Genomic DNA, 17,098 nt, shown 5'->3' with positions numbered 1-17,098 from the left:
GCTGTACCACGGGGCGACCAGCAGCTCCACTTCCGCCGAGATCCGCACCAGTCCGGGCGCGTCCAGCACGGTCACCTGCTCCGGCCGCTCCGTCGTGAACCAGCGGCTGCGATAGACCGAGCCGGCGTTCAGCGGGTCGTGGTTCCCGGGCAGCAGGTAGACGGGGACGGGCAGCGCCTTGAGCGCGCGCATCGAGCGGCCCGCCGCCTTCGCGCCGATCTGTGCGTGCTCGAACACGTCCCCGCAGACCACGACGAAATCGCAGCCTTCGGCCTCGGCCAGCCTGCCCAGCGCCCTGACCGCGTCGATCCGTGCCTCGTCGAACCGGGCCTGCGCCTCCACAGGCAAGAAGGCGCGCACCATGCCGAGCTGCCAATCCGCGGTATGCAGGAAACGCGCCATCTCCAGCCCTCCACGCGACCGTCGGGTCCTGGGGCGTGATTTAGAAGGATCGCCGGGCCCGTGACGCCTGCCACGCACGCTCGCTGCGTTGGCGAAGCACCCACATATTCCCGATATGAGGGAGCTCCGCCGCCTTGCGATCGCACGCGTCAGACGCCGCGGGCTTATCCGACGCTCCTTCTAAATCACGCCCGAGCGCGATCCACGATGTCACACGGTCCGGACAGCCGCCGCCCGTTTCCGCGACAGCCCCGCCGTCATGGGACCATGGGGGGTGGTCCCGACCAGTCGAATGGATTGACTTCGTTGCCCTCGCTCCCGCCCCAGGTGCCGCAGCCCTCGCGCACCGACCCCGCGCTGATCCGCAACTTCTGCGTCATCGCGCACATCGACCACGGCAAATCGACCCTGGCCGACCGGATGCTCCAGCTCACCGGGGTGGTCGACGAGCGGCAGATGCGGGCGCAGTACCTCGACCGGATGGACATCGAGCGCGAGCGCGGCATCACCATCAAGTCGCAGGCGGTCCGGCTGCCCTGGCAGGTGGACGGGGTGACGCACATCCTCAACCTGATCGACACCCCCGGCCACGTGGACTTCACCTACGAGGTGTCCCGCTCGCTGGCCGCCTGCGAGGGCGCGGTCCTGCTGGTCGACGCGGCGCAGGGGATCGAGGCGCAGACTCTGGCGAACCTGTACATGGCGCTGGAGAACGATCTGACGATCATTCCGGTGCTCAACAAGATCGACCTGCCCGCGGCGCAGCCGGAGAAGTACGCGGCCGAGCTGGCGCACCTGATCGGCTGCGAGCCCGACGACGTACTCCGGGTCTCCGGCAAGACCGGCGCCGGCGTGCCGGAGCTGCTGAACCACGTGGTGCACACGGTGCCCGCTCCGGCAGGCGCGCCGGACGGCAAAGCGCGCGCGATGATCTTCGACTCGGTCTACGACTCGTATCGCGGCGTGGTCACCTATGTCCGCGTGGTGGACGGCCGGCTGAGCAAGCGCGAGCGCATCCTGATGATGTCGACCGGCGCCACCCACGAGCTGCTCGAGATCGGGGTCATCTCGCCCGAGCCCACTCCGTCCGACGGCCTCGGCGCGGGCGAGGTTGGCTACCTGATCACCGGGGTGAAGGACGTGCGCCAGTCGAAGGTGGGCGACACGATCACCGCCCAGGTCAAGGGGGCCACCCAGGCGCTCGGCGGCTACAAGGAACCCAAGCCGATGGTCTTCTCCGGCCTCTACCCGATCGACGGCTCGGACTACCCGGACCTGCGCGACGCCTTGGACAAGCTGCGGCTGAACGACGCCGCGCTGGTCTACGAGCCGGAGACCTCGGCCGCGCTCGGCTTCGGCTTCCGCGTCGGCTTCCTCGGCCTGCTGCACCTGGAGATCATCCGGGAGCGGCTCGAGCGCGAGTTCAACCTGGACCTGATCGCCACCGCGCCCAACGTCGTCTACCGGGTGGTGATGGAGAACGGGCAGGAGAACATCGTCACCAACCCCAGCGAGTTCCCCTCGGACGGCAAGATCGCCGAGGTCTACGAGCCGGTGGTGCGTGCGACGGTGCTGGCCCCCTCCGAGTACATCGGCGCGATCATGGAGCTGTGCCAGTCCCGCCGCGGCAACCTGCTCGGTATGGATTACCTGTCCGAGGACCGGGTCGAGCTGCGGTATACGCTGCCGCTGGGTGAGATCATCTTCGACTTCTTCGACGCGCTCAAGTCCAAGACCAGGGGTTACGCCTCGCTGGACTACGAACCGACCGGGGAGCAGCTCGCCGAACTGGTGAAGGTCGACATCCTCCTGCACGGCGAGAAGGTGGACGCCTTCTCGTCGATCGTTCATAAGGACCGCGCGTACAACTACGGCGTCAAGATGGCCGAGCGGCTGAAGGAGCTGATCCCGCGCCAGCAGTTCGAGGTGCCGATCCAGGCCGCGATCGGCGCCCGGGTGATCGCCCGTGAGAGCGTGCGCGCCATGCGCAAGGACGTCCTCGCGAAGTGCTACGGCGGCGACATCAGCCGAAAGCGCAAGCTGCTGGAAAAGCAGAAGGAAGGCAAGAAGCGGATGAAGATGGTCGGCCGGGTCGAGGTGCCCCAGGAGGCCTTCATCGCCGCGCTGTCGACCGACTCCGACGGTGCAGCCGACACCAGGAAGAAGTAGAACGGCCGCGGCCTGAGACACTAGAGCCGTGCCCTCTGCCCAGCTCGACGGCGATCCGGTCCCCGAGGACGGCTCGCTGCCCGCCGACGCCGTAGCTGCCTTCGGCAGCGAGGCTTTCGGCTTCTACGTGCACGTTCCCTTCTGCGCGACTCGATGCGGCTACTGCGACTTCAACACATACACCGCTCGCGAGCTGGGCGGCGGAGCGTCACAGGCCTCATACGCCGAGACCGCGATCGCGGAGATCCGGCTGGCCCGGCGCGCGCTCGGGGACCGCTACGTGCCGGTCGAGACGGTGTTCTTCGGCGGCGGCACCCCCACTTTGCTGCCGGCCGCCGATCTGAAGGCGATCCTCAAGGCGATCCGGGACGAGTTCGGGCTCGCCGCCGGGGCCGAGGTCACCACGGAGGCGAACCCCGAGTCGGTGGACGAGAAGTACCTGGTCGAGCTGTGCGACGGCGGCTTCAACCGGGTCTCGTTCGGCATGCAGTCGGCGCGGCCGCACGTGCTTAAGGTGCTGGAGCGGGGGCACACGGCCGGGCGCCCGGAGCAGTGCGTGCGCTGGGCGTACGACGCCGGGTTCGAGCAGGTCAACCTCGACCTCATCTACGGCACGCCGGGCGAGTCCGACGACGACTGGCGCGCCTCCCTCGAGGCGGTGATCGGCGCGTACCCCGACCACGTCTCCGCCTACTCGCTGATCGTCGAGGAGGGCACCCGCCTCGCGGCCCGGATCAAGCGCGGCGAGCTGCCTGACATCGACGACGATGTGCACGCAGACCGGTACCTGATCGCGGATCAGCTGCTGGCGGAGGCCGGGTACCGATGGTACGAGGTGTCGAACTGGGCGGTCTCGGAGGATGCCCAGTGCAAGCACAACCTGCTCTATTGGACGGGCGCCGACTGGTGGGGCATCGGCCCCGGCGCGCACAGCCATGTCAGCGGCGTGCGCTGGTGGAACGTTAAGCACCCGGCCGCGTACGCGCAGCGACTAGCGGCAGGGCGATCGCCGGGGCACGCCCGCGAACTGTTGGGCGCGGCAGATCGGCGGTTCGAGCGAATCCTGCTGGAGCTGCGCCTGGCCGACGGCCTCGACCTCGCGCTGCTGTCGGAAAAGGGCCGCGCGGCGGCCGGACGCGCGCTCGCCGAGAAGTTTCTGGAACCGCTGCCATTCGCCGACGGCCACGCGGTGCTGACGCTCCAGGGACGCCTACTGGCCGATGCCCTCGTCCGGGACTTCACCGACTAGATGGCCTTCCGATGATCGGAATGCGCGATGATCCGATAATCGGAATGGCGGCGGCGGGGTGGGGTGTGGGCGCGGCGACAGGTCGGGTGTGGCGAGCGCAGGGTGCGGGGAACGGGGCACAGGGTGGTGTGCGGGCGTGCATCGTCTCCGAGATCGCTGTGGCAGCGGGCGGTCGCGCGGCGGCGTGGTGGGGGAGCGCGGAGCGCAGCGGCGGGATCGGTGGAGGGGCTGGTGCAGCGGCGCGGTTACGCGGGCGTGGTGACGAAGTCGATCAGGGCCTCGACTCTGCCGAGCAGCTCAGGTTCGAGGTCCTTGTAGGAGTTCACCGCACCGAGCACCCTTGGCCAGGCTTCGCGGGGTTCCAGCGGCCAGGTCGGGTCCTTGCGCCTGAGCCGCTCGCACACTCCTCGCTTCCACTCCTCCGTCCTCGGCACGCGCGGCCACGCCTCGAATCCGAGCGCTGAGGGTTTGACCGCCTGCCAGATGTCCACGTACGGATGGCCGAGCACTAGCACGCTGTCCTCGCGACCCTTCTGTACCTGGCCCGCGATCCGGGTCTCCTTCGAGTTCGCCACCATGTGGTCGACCAGCACGCCGAGGCGGCGCCCGGGTTCCGGTGCGAACTGCTCCACGATGCCCGGCAGCAGGTCCACCCCGTCCAGCAGCTCCACCACGACGCCCTCGATCCGCAGGTCGGCGCCCCAGACCCGCTCGACCAACTCGGCGTCGTGCTTGCCCTCGACGTAGATCCGGCCGCCCCTCGCGACCCGTGCCCGCAGGCCCGCGACCGCGCGGGAGCCTGAGGCGGTGCGCGCCGTTCCCTGCGCATTGTTCGGCTGTGGCTTGGGACGCACCAGCACGACCGGCTTGCCTTCCAGGAGGAAGCCGGGGCCGAGCGGGAACACGCGGTGCTTTCTGAACCGATCCTCCAAGGTCACCGTGAAGCCGCCGGGAGTCTTCTCCACTCGGACCACCGCCCCGCAGAAACCGGTGGTGACCTCCTCGATCACCAGGTCTGTGACTGCCTCGACCTCGGGCAGCGGCCGCGCCGCCCGGGAGGATGGCAGCAAGTCCGCGGGGCCGTACCGCTTCGGCGCCGGGCCGCGGTCCGTTCGGCCGGCGCGGGGGCGGTCGCTGCTGTCCATCGCTCGAGCGTAGCGGGGGCCGACACTGGACGGGGCTCGGAACCGGGCTCGTGTTCACCGCCCGAAGCGGCCCTTGGTCAACTTCGGCTAAAGACTCCGCCTGCTCCCGCGCCGTACACTGTTTTCCGTGACTGGCACTCGGTCACACCGAGTGCCAGACGCGTTATGGATCGTGGGAGGTGTACACGCTTGCCGGACGAATCGAGAGTCGACGACCCACGGCTGGACCGGCGCCGTCTCGACGTGCTGCGCGCCATCGTCCAGGACTACGTCGCCACACAGGAGCCGGTCGGTTCGAAGGCCCTGGTCGAGCGGCACAACCTCGGCGTCTCCCCGGCGACCATACGCAACGACATGGCGGCCCTGGAGGACGAGGGCTACATCCACCAGCCCCACACGAGCGCCGGGCGCGTCCCGACCGACAAGGGCTACCGGCTGTTCGTCGACCGGCTCTCCAGCGTGAAGCCGCTGTCCTCCGCCGAACGCAACGCGATCTACACCTTCCTCGGCGGCGCGGTCGACCTGGACGATGTGATCTCGCGCACCGTCCGGCTGCTCGCCCAGATCACCCGGCAGGTGGCCGTGGTCCAGTACCCGTCGCTGTCCCGGTCCTCGGTCCGGCACGTCGAGCTGGTCGCGATCAACGCGAGCCGGGTGATGCTGATCCTGATCACCGACACCGGCCGGGTCGAGCAACGGATCGTGGAGACCGCGCCGGTCACCGACCAGCTGCTGGCCGACATGCGGGCCCGGCTCAACGCCGTGGTGGTCGGGCGGCGGCTGGCCGACGTGCCGGGCCGGCTCGTCGACTTCGCCGACCAGTTCCCGCTCGAGGACCGGCACACGGTCGAGGCGCTGGCGGCGATCCTGCTCGAGGTGATAGTCGAGCAGCGTGAAGAGCGGGTGATCCTCGGCGGCACCGCGAACCTGACCCGGTTCCGCCAGGACTTCCCCGAGACGATCGGCCCGGTCCTCGAGGCGCTGGAAGAGCAGATGGTCCTGCTCAAGCTGCTCGGCGAGGCCACCGGACCGTCTACGCTTAAGGTCCGGATCGGGCATGAGACAGGCTACGAAGAGCTCGCCTCGACGTCGGTGGTCACCAGCGGCTACGGCCGCGACGGCGACACCGTGGCGCAACTCGGCGTGCTCGGGCCGACCAGAATGGACTACCCGGGCACTATGGCGGCGGTCTCAGCCGTTGCCCGTTACGTCGGGAGGGTCCTCGACCAGGCGTGAGCCGGTGGGGGCCGACCCGGTGCACGACCGGCAGCACAAGCAGCAAAGCAGTACGACGACAGGCAGACGGTGCTCGGATGGGGGCACCATGTCCGATTCCGGCTGGAGTTTCACGTGGCGACCGATTACTACGCGGTCCTCGGGGTTAGGCGCGACGCGACCCAGGAGGAGATCAAGAAGGCGTACCGCCGCCTCGCCCGCGAACTGCACCCGGACGTCAACCCCGACCCGGAGACCCAGGACCGCTTCAAGGAGATAGGGCTGGCCTACGAGGTCCTGTCCGACCCCCAGAAGCGGCAGGTCTACGACCTCGGCGGCGACCCGTCCCGCACCTCCGGGGCGGGAGCCGGACCGGGCGGCGGCTTCGGCGCGGGCTTCGCGTTCAGCGACATCATGGACGCCTTCTTCGGCGGCGGCGCCTCCCGCGGCCCCCGGTCACGGGTGCGCCGCGGCCAGGACGCGCTGATCCGGGTGGAGATCAGCCTGCACGACGCGGCGTTCGGCGCCCAGCGGGACATCCAGGTCGACACCGCCGTGATCTGCCCGACCTGCCAGGGCGACGGCGCGGCCCCCGGCACCTCGCCGGTCACCTGCGACATGTGCCGCGGTCGCGGCGAGGTCTCGCAGGTCACCCGGTCGTTCCTGGGCCAGGTGATGACCTCGCGGCCGTGCCCGCAGTGCCAGGGCTACGGGACCGTGGTTCCCACCCCGTGCGTCGAGTGCGCCGGCGACGGGCGGGTGCGCACCCGCCGGACCCTGACCGTGAAGATCCCGCCGGGCGTGGACAACGGCACCCGGATCCAGCTGGCCGGCGAGGGCGAGGTCGGCCCGGGCGCGGGCCCGGCCGGCGATCTGTACATCGAGATCGTCGAGGAGCCGCACTCGATCTTCCAGCGGCGCGGGGACGACCTGCACTGCACCGTCACCATGCCGATGACGGCCGCGTCGCTGGGCACCAAGATCCCGCTGGAGACGCTGGACGGCTCGGTGGACCTGGACATCCGTCCGGGGACCCAGTCCGGCCAGGCGATCACCCTGCGCGGCCGCGGCATCCAGCACCTGCGCGGCTCGACCCGGGGCGACCTGGTGGTCCATGTCGACGTGCAGACGCCGAAGAACCTCGACCCGGAGCAGGAGGAGCTGCTGCGCAAGCTCGCCCGGCTGCGCGGCGAGGAGCGCCCGTCCGGCACCTTCGCGCCGGGGCAGCAGCGGCTGTTCTCGCGGATCAAGGACGCGATCAACAACCGGTGACCCGGAGCCGACGCCCGAACCCGGAGCGCGCGCTGCCGTCGCGGCGCATCGTTCCGCCGCGCGAAGAGCAGTGATGAGCCGATGACCACAGCTCCCGTCTTCCACGTCCCACGCGAGCGCCTTAACGGACCGGCGGTCCGCCTCGACGGCCCCGAAGGCCGGCACGCCGCGCTGGTCCGCCGGCTTCAGGTGGGCGAGCGGCTCGACCTGACTGACGGCGCCGGGCTGCTCGCGCAGTGCGTCGTGCTGCGCTCCGCCGGCCAGGCCCTCGACCTGGAGGTCCTCGAGTTGCTGCACGTCGCGGCGCCCGACCCGCGGATCACCGTCGTGCAGGCGTTGCCCAAGTCAGACCGGGGTGAGACAGCGGTCGAGACGATGACCGAGATCGGCGTCGACGCGATCGTGCCGTGGTCGGCCGCCCGCTCGATCACCCAGTGGCGGGGCGACCGGGGCGCGAAGTCCCTGGCCAAATGGCGTTCGACCGCGGCCGAGGCGAGTAAGCAGGCCCGGCGAGCGTGGTGGCCCGAGATCGACGAGGTCGCGTCCACCGCGAAGGTCGCCAAGCTGCTCGCATCCGCGGCCGCGCCCGTCCTGCTGCACGAGTCTGCGGAGCAGTCGCTCGCCGACTTGACGCTGCCCCCGCCTCCGGCTGCGTCCTCATCGGGCGGCGTGGAAGCGGCGCCGACTGCGCGGGAGATCGTGCTCGTGGTCGGTCCGGAGGGTGGGATCTCCCCGGAGGAATTGCACGCGTTCACCGAAGCGGGTGGTCTGCCTTATCGGATGGGCCCGACCGTCCTGCGCACCTCGACCGCCGGGACCGCTGCGGCCGCGGTGCTGCTGGCACGCTCAGGCCGCTGGAACTGAGTGCGTCCTGCTCAGTGGCAGAACTTCGCGGTAAAGGAGTCCATCTCGTCGTCGGGGAAGAAGAAGTGCGCGACCCCTTCGGTACAGGTACCGGCGGGGACAGACACCGCGGATGACCAGAAGTAAGGTCCGCCCGCGCCGCCGACGAATGTTCGGGCGCCGTCGATCGCGTCATGCGTCACGTCGAATTCGCCGACGCCGAGGTCATAACTCACCTGCTTGACCCGGAACTGGAGCCACGGATAGGCGAACCCAAACCGGGCGTGGCACTTCGGCGAATAGAACTGCCTGACGGAGAACGCGATCGCTCCGTGCCAGCGCGCATACGCGGTCGCTCCGACCTGATAGGCGTCCGCGCACGGGAGTGCGTCGAGACCGCGGCGCTCCCTTTGTGTTTGCGGCGGCTGAGCGTCCTTCTTCGACGGTGTGGAAGGAGACGCCGATGCGGCGGGGGACGGGGACGGCGAGGGTTTCGGAGCTGCGGATGTGGATGCGGCGGGCGAGGTCGAAGCGGTGGCGTCCGGGTGGGCCACGGCCGTGGGAATCGTGGCCAACGCGGCAGTGAGCACGGCGGTGGCCACGATGTGAACGGCGAGTCGATCCATAGGTGCGTTCCCTGAGCTAAGGGGTCGGTGATCGGCGTACAGTCCTGATCGCTGTCTTCGACGATCCGGAACGGTACACAGTGGGAGACCAACGAGAGCGCCTAAGATCGGTGCGACTGAACGGATTCGACTCTTTCGCGCTAACCAAGATCACCGGATCGAGCTAATCCGCCTTCCCCGCTACAACCCTCGAGCCCCCTTTCCCCCGCCAGAGCCTGGAGCAGGTATGCCGAACTCCGAAACCGCGTTTGACGCGACGTGCCTGTTCTGCCGGATCGCCGCCCGCGAACTGCCCGCCACGATCGTCCGCGAGACCGACGACTTCCTCGCCTTCCGCGACATCGCCCCGCAGGCGCCCACGCACGTCCTGGTGATCCCCAAGCAGCACGGCTACCGCGACGCGGCGGAGCTGGCCCTCGGCGACCCCGCCCTGGCCGCCGGCCTGCTCGCCGAGGGCTTCGAGGTCGCCAAGCTCGACGGGCTCACCGACCACGGCGACGTTCCCGGGTACCGCTTCGTGCTGAATTCGGGCGACGCGGCCGGTCAGACCGTCTATCACGTCCACCTGCACGTCCTGGGCGGCGCCGCGCTCGGGCACTTCGGCGCCCGTGGCTGAGCGACACCCGGCTGAGCGAAACAGCGGCGGGAACTGAAGGAGGGAACTCCGGCTCCAGGCCCCGCCGCACGAAATAATTGCCCGCAGCAGAGTCGTTGGTGCTCGATACGATGGGATCCGTCCCGACGACTGACGAACCCACAAGAAGGCGTGATTCGAAGGCCCCCGTGGCCCGGCCCATGACTGAGCAGCCAAACAAGCCCCGTACCGCCACCAACCGCGCGCGCAAGTCTTCCGCAGCGAAGGCCCCGGTCCTTACGGACGCGACGTCCCGGGACAGCGCCACCCCGCCGGCCCCCGGAGACGAGGGCGCGGGCGCGGCGGCCGCGCAGACGAAGATCACCATCCCGGCCGCCCACCCCATGGTCGCCGTGCTGGGCACCGGGGACAGCATCCTGCGGGTGATCGAGAAGCATCTGCCCGCGCTCGACATCCACGCCCGGGGCAACGAGATCACCGCCACCGGCCCGGCCGCCGACGTCGAGCTGGTCGAGCAGCTGTTCTCCGAGATGCTGCTGGTCCTGCGCACCGGGGCGACGCTGACCGCGGACGCCGTCGAGCGCTCGATCGCGATCCTGCGCGCGGGCCGCGAGGGCGGCGGCGCCGAGCGGCCCGCCGAGGTGCTGACCCAGAACATCCTGTCCAACCGGGGCCGCACCATCCGCCCGAAGACGGTGAACCAGAAGCGGTACGTCGACGCGATCGACAAGCACACGATCGTGTTCTCCATCGGCCCGGCCGGTACCGGCAAGACCTACCTGGCCATGGCGAAGGCCGTACAGGCGCTGCAGGCCAAGGACGTCAACCGGATCATCCTGACCCGGCCCGCCGTCGAGGCCGGCGAGCGGCTCGGCTTCCTGCCCGGCACCCTGTACGAGAAGATCGACCCGTACCTGCGCCCGCTCTACGACGCGCTGCACGACATGATCGACCCCGACTCGATCCCCCGCCTGATGGCGGCCGGGACGATCGAGGTCGCCCCGCTGGCCTACATGCGTGGCAGAACGCTTAATGATGCTTTCATCATCCTGGACGAGGCGCAGAACACCTCGCCCGAGCAGATGAAGATGTTCCTGACCCGGCTCGGCTTCGGCTCCAAGATCGTCGTCACCGGCGACGTCACCCAGGTCGACCTGCCCGGCGGCACCGAGTCGGGGTTGCGGGTGGTCCAGGACATCCTCGAGGGGGTCGGGGACATCCACTTCTCCCGGCTGACCAGCACAGACGTGGTGCGCCACCGGCTCGTCGGGGAGATCGTGGACGCCTACGGCCGCTACGACGCCGCCCGCGAGGAGCGGGAGCGGCCCTTCCCGCCCGCGGCGAACCGCGCCCAGCGCCGGGCCGGTCCGCGGGCCCGCGCGGTGGGATGATCGCTGCCATGTCCATCGATATCAACAACGAGTCCGGCGTGGGGGTCGACGAGGCGGCCATCGTCGCGCTGGCCCGCTACGTGCTGGACCAAATGGGAATCCACCCGCTGGCCGAGCTGTCGATCCTGCTGGTCGACACCGCCGCGATGGAGCAGCTGCACATCCAGTGGATGGACGAGCCGGGCCCGACCGACGTGCTGTCCTTCCCGATGGACGAGCTGCGGCCCTCGCGCGCCGAGGACGACAACGAACCAGAGCCGGGTCTGCTCGGCGACGTGGTGCTGTGCCCCGAGGTGGCCGCCAAGCAGGGGGAGGCGGCCGGCCACTCCACCGCCGACGAGCTGCACCTGCTCACCACCCACGGCATCCTGCACCTGCTCGGCTACGACCACGCCGAGCCGGACGAGAAGGCGGAGATGTTCGGCCTGCAGAACGAGCTGCTCGCCCGCTGGCGCAGACACGCGGGCGACGAGCGGCGCGGCCACTGAAGGGCACCGGACCCGCCGACCCCTGAGGCATACGAGACCCGCACATGGACCCCAGTAATAGACGAAGCCCCAATACCGCACGCGGCACCCGGCCGGAAGCGCGCCGATGACCGCGGCGATCGCCTGGCTGCTGGTCGGCGCCGCCGCGGCCGTCTTCGTCGCCGGGCTGGCCGCCAGCGTCGAGGCGGCGCTGGCGCAGATCTCCCGAGTCCGCGCCGAGGAGCTGCGCGAGCAGGGCGCGCCCGGCGCCGCCCGGCTGGTCCGGCTGACCGCGGACCCGGCCCGGTACGTGAACCTGGTGCTGCTCATCCGGGTGGTCGGCGAGCTGACGGCGGCCGTCATGGTCACCATGGTGTGCGTCCGGCGATGGGGCCTGACCTGGGGCGCCGGGGCGATCGCCGCGGCGGTGATGGTGGTGGTCTCGTACGTCGCGGTCGGCGTCGCGCCGCGCACCCTCGGCCGCCAGCACGCGCCCCGGATCGCCATCGTCGGCGCCGCCGTGCTGCTGCCGCTCAGCCGGATCCTCGGCCCGCTGGCCCACGCGCTGATCCTGCTCGGCAACGCGCTGACCCCCGGGCGCGGCTTCCGCGAGGGGCCGTTCGCCACCGAGGCCGAGCTGCGCGCCCTGGTCGACATCGCGGAGCAGAACAGCGAGATCGAGGCGGCCGAGCGGCGGATGGTGCACTCCGTCTTCGAGCTCGGCGACACTCTCGTCAAAGAGGTGATGGTGCCGCGCACCGACATGCTCTTCATCGAGCGGGACAAGACCCTGCGCCAAGCCCTCAGCCTCGCCCTGCGCAGCGGCTTCTCCCGCATCCCGGTGCTCGGCCGGGACGCCGACGACGTGGTCGGCATCGTCTATCTCAAGGACCTGGTCCGCCGCACGCATGAGCATCCCGGGACGGAGAGCGTCGAACTGGTCGAGTCGGTGATGCGCCCGGCCACCTACGTGCCGGATTCCAAGCACGCCGACGAGCTGCTGCGGGACATGCAGGCCCAGCGCATCCACGTGGCCATCGTCATCGACGAGTACGGCGGCACCGCGGGCCTGGTGACCATCGAGGACATCCTCGAGGAGATCGTCGGCGAGATCACCGACGAGTACGACGTGGGCCGCCCCGAGGTCGAGTGGCTCGGCGAGCCGGGCGACGCGGCCGAGGGCGCCCGGGTTTCCGCCCGCCTCGGCCTGGACGAGCTCGGCGAGCTGTTCGGCCGCGACCTCGAAGACGTGGACGTCGAGACGGTCGGCGGTTTGCTCGCCAAGAAGCTGGGCAAGGTGCCGATCCCGGGCGCGGTGGTCGAACTGGACGGCCTGACGCTGACCGCCGAGTCCACCGAGGGCAGGCGGCGCCGGATCGGAACCGTGCTGGTGCGACTGACCGGCGCCGAACCCGCGGAGCCGGCTCCCGAGCCGGTGCCCGCCGCCCGTCCCGCCGACGACTTCGACCCGCCGGGCCACGACGACCGATGACGGCCCTGAGCCCGCCGATCACCAGCCGCCCGACCACGACGAGGGAGCCGAAACCCGATGACCGACCAGGACCTCGACCCCGAGGACGCGAAGATCATCACCCTGGCCCGCGCGCACCGGGCCCGGAACGGCACCGAGTCCGGGGCCGCGGTGCGCGACACCAACGGCCGCACGTACGCCGCCATCCCGGTCTCGCTGCCGTCCCTGCGCCTGTCCGCCCTCGAAGTCGCGGTCGCGATGGCGGTCTCCTCCGGAGCTTCCGGACTGGAGGCGGCCGCGATCGTGTCCACCGACACGGAACTCACGCCGGATCAGGCCGCGGCGGCGCTCGACCTCAAGGCGGGCGCGGTCTTCCTCGCCGCGCCGGACGGCCAAGTCGTGGCGCGTATCTAGTGCACGCCTAATGCACGCCAACGCAACGGAGGCAGCATGAGCGGCGAGCGCCCCGAACGGTTCTACGGGGCCGGGGATCCATCCGAGCCGGAGGCCGGGCCCACGCCCGGCTTCGACCCGATGGCGACCCGGGACGATCCGCGACAGGTCGATCCCGGGCCGGTTTCGTCGAACCGCGCGTCGTCGAATCCCGACACGCCCGGCGCAGCCGCTCCGATGGCCCCGGCCGTCTCCACTTATGGCCGCGGCGCGAAGCGTGCCAGGCCCCTGTTCGCGAAGAAGCCGAAGCTCTCCGGCGGCCCCGACGCACCGGACGCTCCAGGTGACGGCGGCGGGCCGGGCGCCGCACCCGGTGCGAAGCCGCGCCGCCGTCGGCGCTGGGTCCGGATCACGACTCTGACCGTGCTGGTTCTCCTGCTCGCGCTGATCGGAACCATGCTCGGCACGTGGTTCTGGGCCTCCGGCAAGGTCACCCACGCCGGCGCGATCACCGACTACTCGGGACGCCCGGTCCAGGGCGGCGGCACCAACTGGCTGATCGTCGGTTCGGACAGCCGGTCCAACCTCACTCCCGCGCAGCGGGATCAGTACCACGTGGGCTCAGATCAGGGGCTTAACACGGACACCATGCTCCTGCTGCACTACGGCGCGAGCGGCCCGGACCTCATCTCGATCCCGCGCGACTCATACGTCACCATCCCGGCGTATACGGATGCGAACGGCAAGTCGCACAGCGCGTACAAGGCGAAGATCAATTCGGCCTACTCGGCCGGCGGAGTGCCGCTGTTGATCGAGACGGTCGAGACGGCGACCGGAGTCCGCATCGACCACTACGCCGAGATCGGCTTCCTCGGCGTGGTCAACGTGGTCAACTCGGTCGGCGGCGTGAACCTCTGCCTCGCCTCCCCGGTCAAGGACAGCCACTCCGGTGCGAACCTGCCGGCCGGCTGCCAGACGCTGAACGGCACGCAGTCGCTCGCCCTGATCCGCACCCGCTACTCGCTGGCGAACTCCGACATCAGCCGGATGGCGAACCAGCAGAAGTTCGTGGTCGGGCTCTCGCACGCGACCCTGCGCCCCGGCGTCCTGCTCAACCCGTTCACCTTCTACCCCGTCACGGGCGCCATGCTCGACTCGATCGCCGTGGACAACGGAACCGGGCTCTGGGACCTGCTGAACATGAGCTGGCACAGCCGGTCGCTCGGCGGCGGCAAGGGCACCGTCGGCACCGTCCCCATCGCCAATGAGGGGTACCAGGTCTCCGGCCTCGGCTCGACCGTGCTGTGGGACAAGGCGAAGGCTGCGCAGGTGTTCGGCGCAGTCAACCAGGACGCCGCGATCCCGTCCGGCCTGCTCAACTCGCTCGGCTGACCCTGACTCGACCCGACCGCAGTTCTGCAGGACCCGCCGTGCGGCGCTAGCCCTGGATCGCCGAGACCAGCGACACCACAGCGAGCCCGGCCATGATGAGCGCCGCCGTACGCACGATGTACTTCAACGGCACCACCCGAAGCAATGCCTGACCGCCCAGGATGGCCAGCGCGGCGACCGTCCACAGCGCGACCAAGGAGCCGATGCCGACCGACGCCCAGTCGTACTTCGCCGCGAGGTTGGCGGTGACGACCTGGGTCAGATCCCCGAACTCGGCGACGGTGATCACGGTGAAGCTGGTCAGGATCGCGCGCCAGGGCGAATTCGAGGGCTTGGCCGCCTCGGCGACCTCCTCTTCCTCGCTCTTCCGCTCCTCCTTGGTGCCGTGGCGCAGGATCAGGATGGCGCCGAGGAGGAAGAGCCCGGCGACGACGGCCTCGAGCGCGCGGTGCGGAAGCAGGGCGAGCAGCGAGCCGGCTCCCAGCGCGATGCCCACCTGGACCGCGAACCCCGCGGCGGCGCCGACGAACACGTGCCCGGGGCGGAACTTGGTCGCCAGCACCAGGCTGGCCAGCGCGGTCTTGTCGGGCAGCTCCGCGAAGAAGACGACCGCGAACGTCGTGGCTATGACGGCGGCGTCCACGAAGGCGGGAGTCCTGTTCTGACCGGGGAAGAGGGAAGACTCGCCTAGTCTACGCGGTCAACCAGCGAAGATTGTTCCGCGCAATTCAGGCGCGATGATGATCGAACGGGCCATTCAGACGCCCCAGAAACGGTGTTTGAGCGCGACCATCCCGGCGATCACGCCGGTGATCACGACCGCGACGGTCGCGGCGGCGAGCGCACTCGCCCCCTCCTGCGCGGCGATGATCGCCGCGACGACGCCCACGCCGGCCGCAGGGCCGAGCGTTGTGCGCAGGTACTGCGGTCCTGGAGTCATGCGGCAGAGCGTAGGGCAGTCGGCGCGGCGGCAACAGACCCGCTGGCGGCGTCCGGATCGCGCAGCGGTCACGCAAGAAAAACACAAGGCAGATCCGGACCGGGAAATATCCCGGAGAATGACCATCGCCGCACCGGTGCGGCGGCGCGGCGATGTCTATTCAATTCAGCACTCCGGATCGCCCGCGCTCAGGGGCCGAGCGAACCTGTGCATGAGAACTCCAGGAGCGCAGCGCGCTCTCCGGGAGTCCACCCTCGATTACGAGGGTGGACTAGATCACGGGATTTGTCAACTCACACAACAAAAGAAGCGCTTGTGTTTTCTCGCGCGCAGCTCACGAGGCATCTCGGGGTCTTCTCAGGCTGATCGGCTACGCTCGAGTAACCTACGCTGCCGTAAGCTACGATCGCGTAACCAACCGTCCCATCGTCCCCCGGGAGCCTGCCCGTGATCCCTGCCACCGCCGCACGTGACCGCCAGCACTTATCGCTCGCTGGTCTCAACCAGACCGCGCTGCTCACCGAGCTCGAGCCGGTCGTTGCGGAGAACCTGAACCGCCACCTGACGGTGGCGAAGGAGTGGTTTCCGCACACGTACGTGCCGTGGAGCGACGGGGAGAACTTCGACGGTCCGCTCGGCGGCGCCGCCTGGGAGCCGGGCCAGTCGAAGCTGGACGAGACCGCGCGTACCTCGCTGATCCTCAACCTTTTGACCGAGGACAACCTGCCCAGCTACCACTACGAGATCGCGACGCTGTTCGGGCGGGACGGGGCGTGGGGCAGCTGGGTGCACCGCTGGACCGCGGAGGAGGGGCGGCACGGCACCGCGATCCGCGACTACCTGCTGACCACCCGCGCGGTGGATCCGGTGGCGCTGGAGCGGGCCCGGATGACGCACATGTCCATCGGTTACGACTCGCCCAACGCCCAGAGCGCGATCAATTCGATCGCCTACGTCTCGTTCCAGGAGTTGGCGACCCGGATCTCGCACCGCAACACGGGCACCTACTCGGGCGAGCCGATGTGCGAGCGGCTGCTGGCGAAGATCGCCAACGATGAGAACCTGCACATGGTCTTCTACCGCAACCTCCTCGGCGCGGCGTTCGATATGGCGCCCGACGACGTGATGCGGGCGGTTCTTGATGTGGCCCGCAACTTTCAGATGCCCGGATCGACGGTGGAGAACTACACCCGCAAGTCGGTGAAGATCGCCCTGGCCGGGATCTACAACCTGCGCATCCACCGCGACGAGGTACTGCTCCCGGTATTGCGCAACGTCCGGATCTTCGAGCGCACCGACCTGGGCCCCGAGGGCGAACGTGCCCGGGAGGAACTGTCCGCACTGCTCGATGGCCTGGACGCGGCGGCCAAGCGCTTCGAGGAGAAGCGCGACGCGCACTTGGAGCGTCAGGCCGCGCGCCGCTGAGGCTCGCGGAGGGCTGAGGTTTACGACGGCTGAGGTGTTGCCGGGGTGGTGCTTGCTGCCCCGGCGGTTCGGCGTTCGATGGCGAGGCCGGCCGCGCGGCTGA

17 protein-coding genes are annotated in these 17,098 nt (G+C 69.7%); 12 read left to right on the top strand and 5 right to left on the bottom strand.

Features of this window, described 5'->3' with window-relative positions; translation table 11 throughout:
- Nucleotides 1–402 (bottom strand): metallophosphoesterase family protein (locus VGZ32_RS25595; RefSeq protein ID WP_326888756.1); only part of this gene is annotated, 402 nt, incomplete at its 3' end.
- Nucleotides 403–708: 306 nt separating this feature from the next.
- Here VGZ32_RS25595 and lepA point away from each other — a divergent pair.
- Complete coding sequence (gene lepA, locus VGZ32_RS25590) at nucleotides 709–2,571, top strand: translation elongation factor 4 (protein WP_326888755.1); 1,863 nt, start codon at nucleotides 709–711, stop codon at nucleotides 2,569–2,571.
- Between the two features lie 28 nt (nucleotides 2,572–2,599).
- Nucleotides 2,600–3,820: a radical SAM family heme chaperone HemW gene (gene hemW / locus VGZ32_RS25585; protein WP_326888754.1), complete on the top strand. Its 1,221-nt coding sequence runs from the start codon at nucleotides 2,600–2,602 to the stop codon at nucleotides 3,818–3,820.
- 245 nt (nucleotides 3,821–4,065) lie between these two features.
- Here hemW and VGZ32_RS25580 read toward each other — a convergent pair whose 3' ends face one another.
- Complete coding sequence (locus tag VGZ32_RS25580) at nucleotides 4,066–4,965, bottom strand: DUF3097 domain-containing protein (RefSeq protein ID WP_326888753.1); 900 nt, start codon at nucleotides 4,963–4,965, stop codon at nucleotides 4,066–4,068.
- Nucleotides 4,966–5,154: 189 nt separating this feature from the next.
- Here VGZ32_RS25580 and hrcA point away from each other — a divergent pair, with 189 nt between their 5' ends.
- From hrcA to VGZ32_RS25565, 3 genes are all read left to right on the top strand, one after another.
- The gene (gene hrcA, locus VGZ32_RS25575; protein WP_326888752.1) at nucleotides 5,155–6,201 is read left to right on the top strand and encodes a heat-inducible transcriptional repressor HrcA; all 1,047 of its coding nucleotides are present in this window, start codon (nucleotides 5,155–5,157) and stop codon (nucleotides 6,199–6,201) included.
- A 114-nt stretch (nucleotides 6,202–6,315) separates the two neighbouring features.
- Nucleotides 6,316–7,452 (top strand): molecular chaperone DnaJ, encoded by a 1,137-nt coding sequence (gene dnaJ, locus VGZ32_RS25570; protein ID WP_326888751.1) that lies wholly within the window; start codon nucleotides 6,316–6,318, stop codon nucleotides 7,450–7,452.
- 81 nt (nucleotides 7,453–7,533) lie between these two features.
- Nucleotides 7,534–8,316, top strand: a complete 783-nt coding sequence (locus tag VGZ32_RS25565; protein ID WP_326888750.1) for a 16S rRNA (uracil(1498)-N(3))-methyltransferase — start codon at nucleotides 7,534–7,536, stop codon at nucleotides 8,314–8,316.
- Nucleotides 8,317–8,327: 11 nt separating this feature from the next.
- Here VGZ32_RS25565 and VGZ32_RS25560 read toward each other — a convergent pair whose 3' ends face one another.
- Nucleotides 8,328–8,921, bottom strand: coding sequence for a hypothetical protein (locus VGZ32_RS25560; protein WP_326888749.1), 594 nt, complete (start codon nucleotides 8,919–8,921; stop codon nucleotides 8,328–8,330).
- Nucleotides 8,922–9,147: 226 nt separating this feature from the next.
- Here VGZ32_RS25560 and VGZ32_RS25555 point away from each other — a divergent pair, with 226 nt between their 5' ends.
- The 6 genes from VGZ32_RS25555 (at nucleotide 9,148) to VGZ32_RS25530 (ending at nucleotide 14,630) form a co-directional block, all read left to right on the top strand.
- Nucleotides 9,148–9,537, top strand: a complete 390-nt coding sequence (locus VGZ32_RS25555; RefSeq protein WP_326888748.1) for a histidine triad nucleotide-binding protein — start codon at nucleotides 9,148–9,150, stop codon at nucleotides 9,535–9,537.
- Nucleotides 9,538–9,899: 362 nt separating this feature from the next.
- A complete protein-coding gene (locus VGZ32_RS25550; RefSeq protein WP_349263747.1) occupies nucleotides 9,900–10,907 on the top strand; it encodes a PhoH family protein in 1,008 nt (335 codons plus the stop codon).
- Nucleotides 10,908–10,915: 8 nt separating this feature from the next.
- Entirely contained in the window at nucleotides 10,916–11,395 is a 480-nt protein-coding gene (gene ybeY, locus VGZ32_RS25545) for an rRNA maturation RNase YbeY (protein WP_326888746.1), read from the top strand.
- Nucleotides 11,396–11,501: 106 nt separating this feature from the next.
- Complete coding sequence (locus VGZ32_RS25540; protein ID WP_326888745.1) at nucleotides 11,502–12,866, top strand: hemolysin family protein; 1,365 nt, start codon at nucleotides 11,502–11,504, stop codon at nucleotides 12,864–12,866.
- Nucleotides 12,867–12,923: 57 nt separating this feature from the next.
- Nucleotides 12,924–13,259 (top strand): cytidine deaminase, encoded by a 336-nt coding sequence (locus VGZ32_RS25535; protein ID WP_326888744.1) that lies wholly within the window; start codon nucleotides 12,924–12,926, stop codon nucleotides 13,257–13,259.
- Between the two features lie 36 nt (nucleotides 13,260–13,295).
- Nucleotides 13,296–14,630 carry an LCP family protein gene (locus VGZ32_RS25530; protein WP_326888743.1) on the top strand — a complete coding sequence of 445 codons (1,335 nt, stop codon included), beginning with the start codon at nucleotides 13,296–13,298 and terminating at the stop codon, nucleotides 14,628–14,630.
- A gap of 46 nt (nucleotides 14,631–14,676) precedes the next feature.
- Here the strand turns inward: VGZ32_RS25530 and VGZ32_RS25525 are convergent, their stop codons facing one another.
- Together VGZ32_RS25525 and VGZ32_RS25520 are read right to left on the bottom strand one after the other, a co-directional pair.
- Nucleotides 14,677–15,273 (bottom strand): TMEM165/GDT1 family protein, encoded by a 597-nt coding sequence (locus VGZ32_RS25525; protein WP_326888742.1) that lies wholly within the window; start codon nucleotides 15,271–15,273, stop codon nucleotides 14,677–14,679.
- Between the two features lie 114 nt (nucleotides 15,274–15,387).
- The gene (locus tag VGZ32_RS25520) at nucleotides 15,388–15,570 is read right to left on the bottom strand and encodes a hypothetical protein (RefSeq protein WP_326888741.1); all 183 of its coding nucleotides are present in this window, start codon (nucleotides 15,568–15,570) and stop codon (nucleotides 15,388–15,390) included.
- A gap of 450 nt (nucleotides 15,571–16,020) precedes the next feature.
- Here VGZ32_RS25520 and VGZ32_RS25515 point away from each other — a divergent pair, with 450 nt between their 5' ends.
- Nucleotides 16,021–16,995 (top strand): acyl-ACP desaturase, encoded by a 975-nt coding sequence (locus tag VGZ32_RS25515; RefSeq protein ID WP_349263746.1) that lies wholly within the window; start codon nucleotides 16,021–16,023, stop codon nucleotides 16,993–16,995.
- Nucleotides 16,996–17,098 lie beyond the last annotated feature (103 nt).

The sequence above is a fragment of the Actinocrinis sp. genome, from assembly GCF_035938995.1.
Lineage (GTDB): Bacteria > Actinomycetota > Actinomycetes > Streptomycetales > Catenulisporaceae > DASZGI01.
This window is presented reverse-complemented; position numbering and strand designations above follow the sequence as displayed.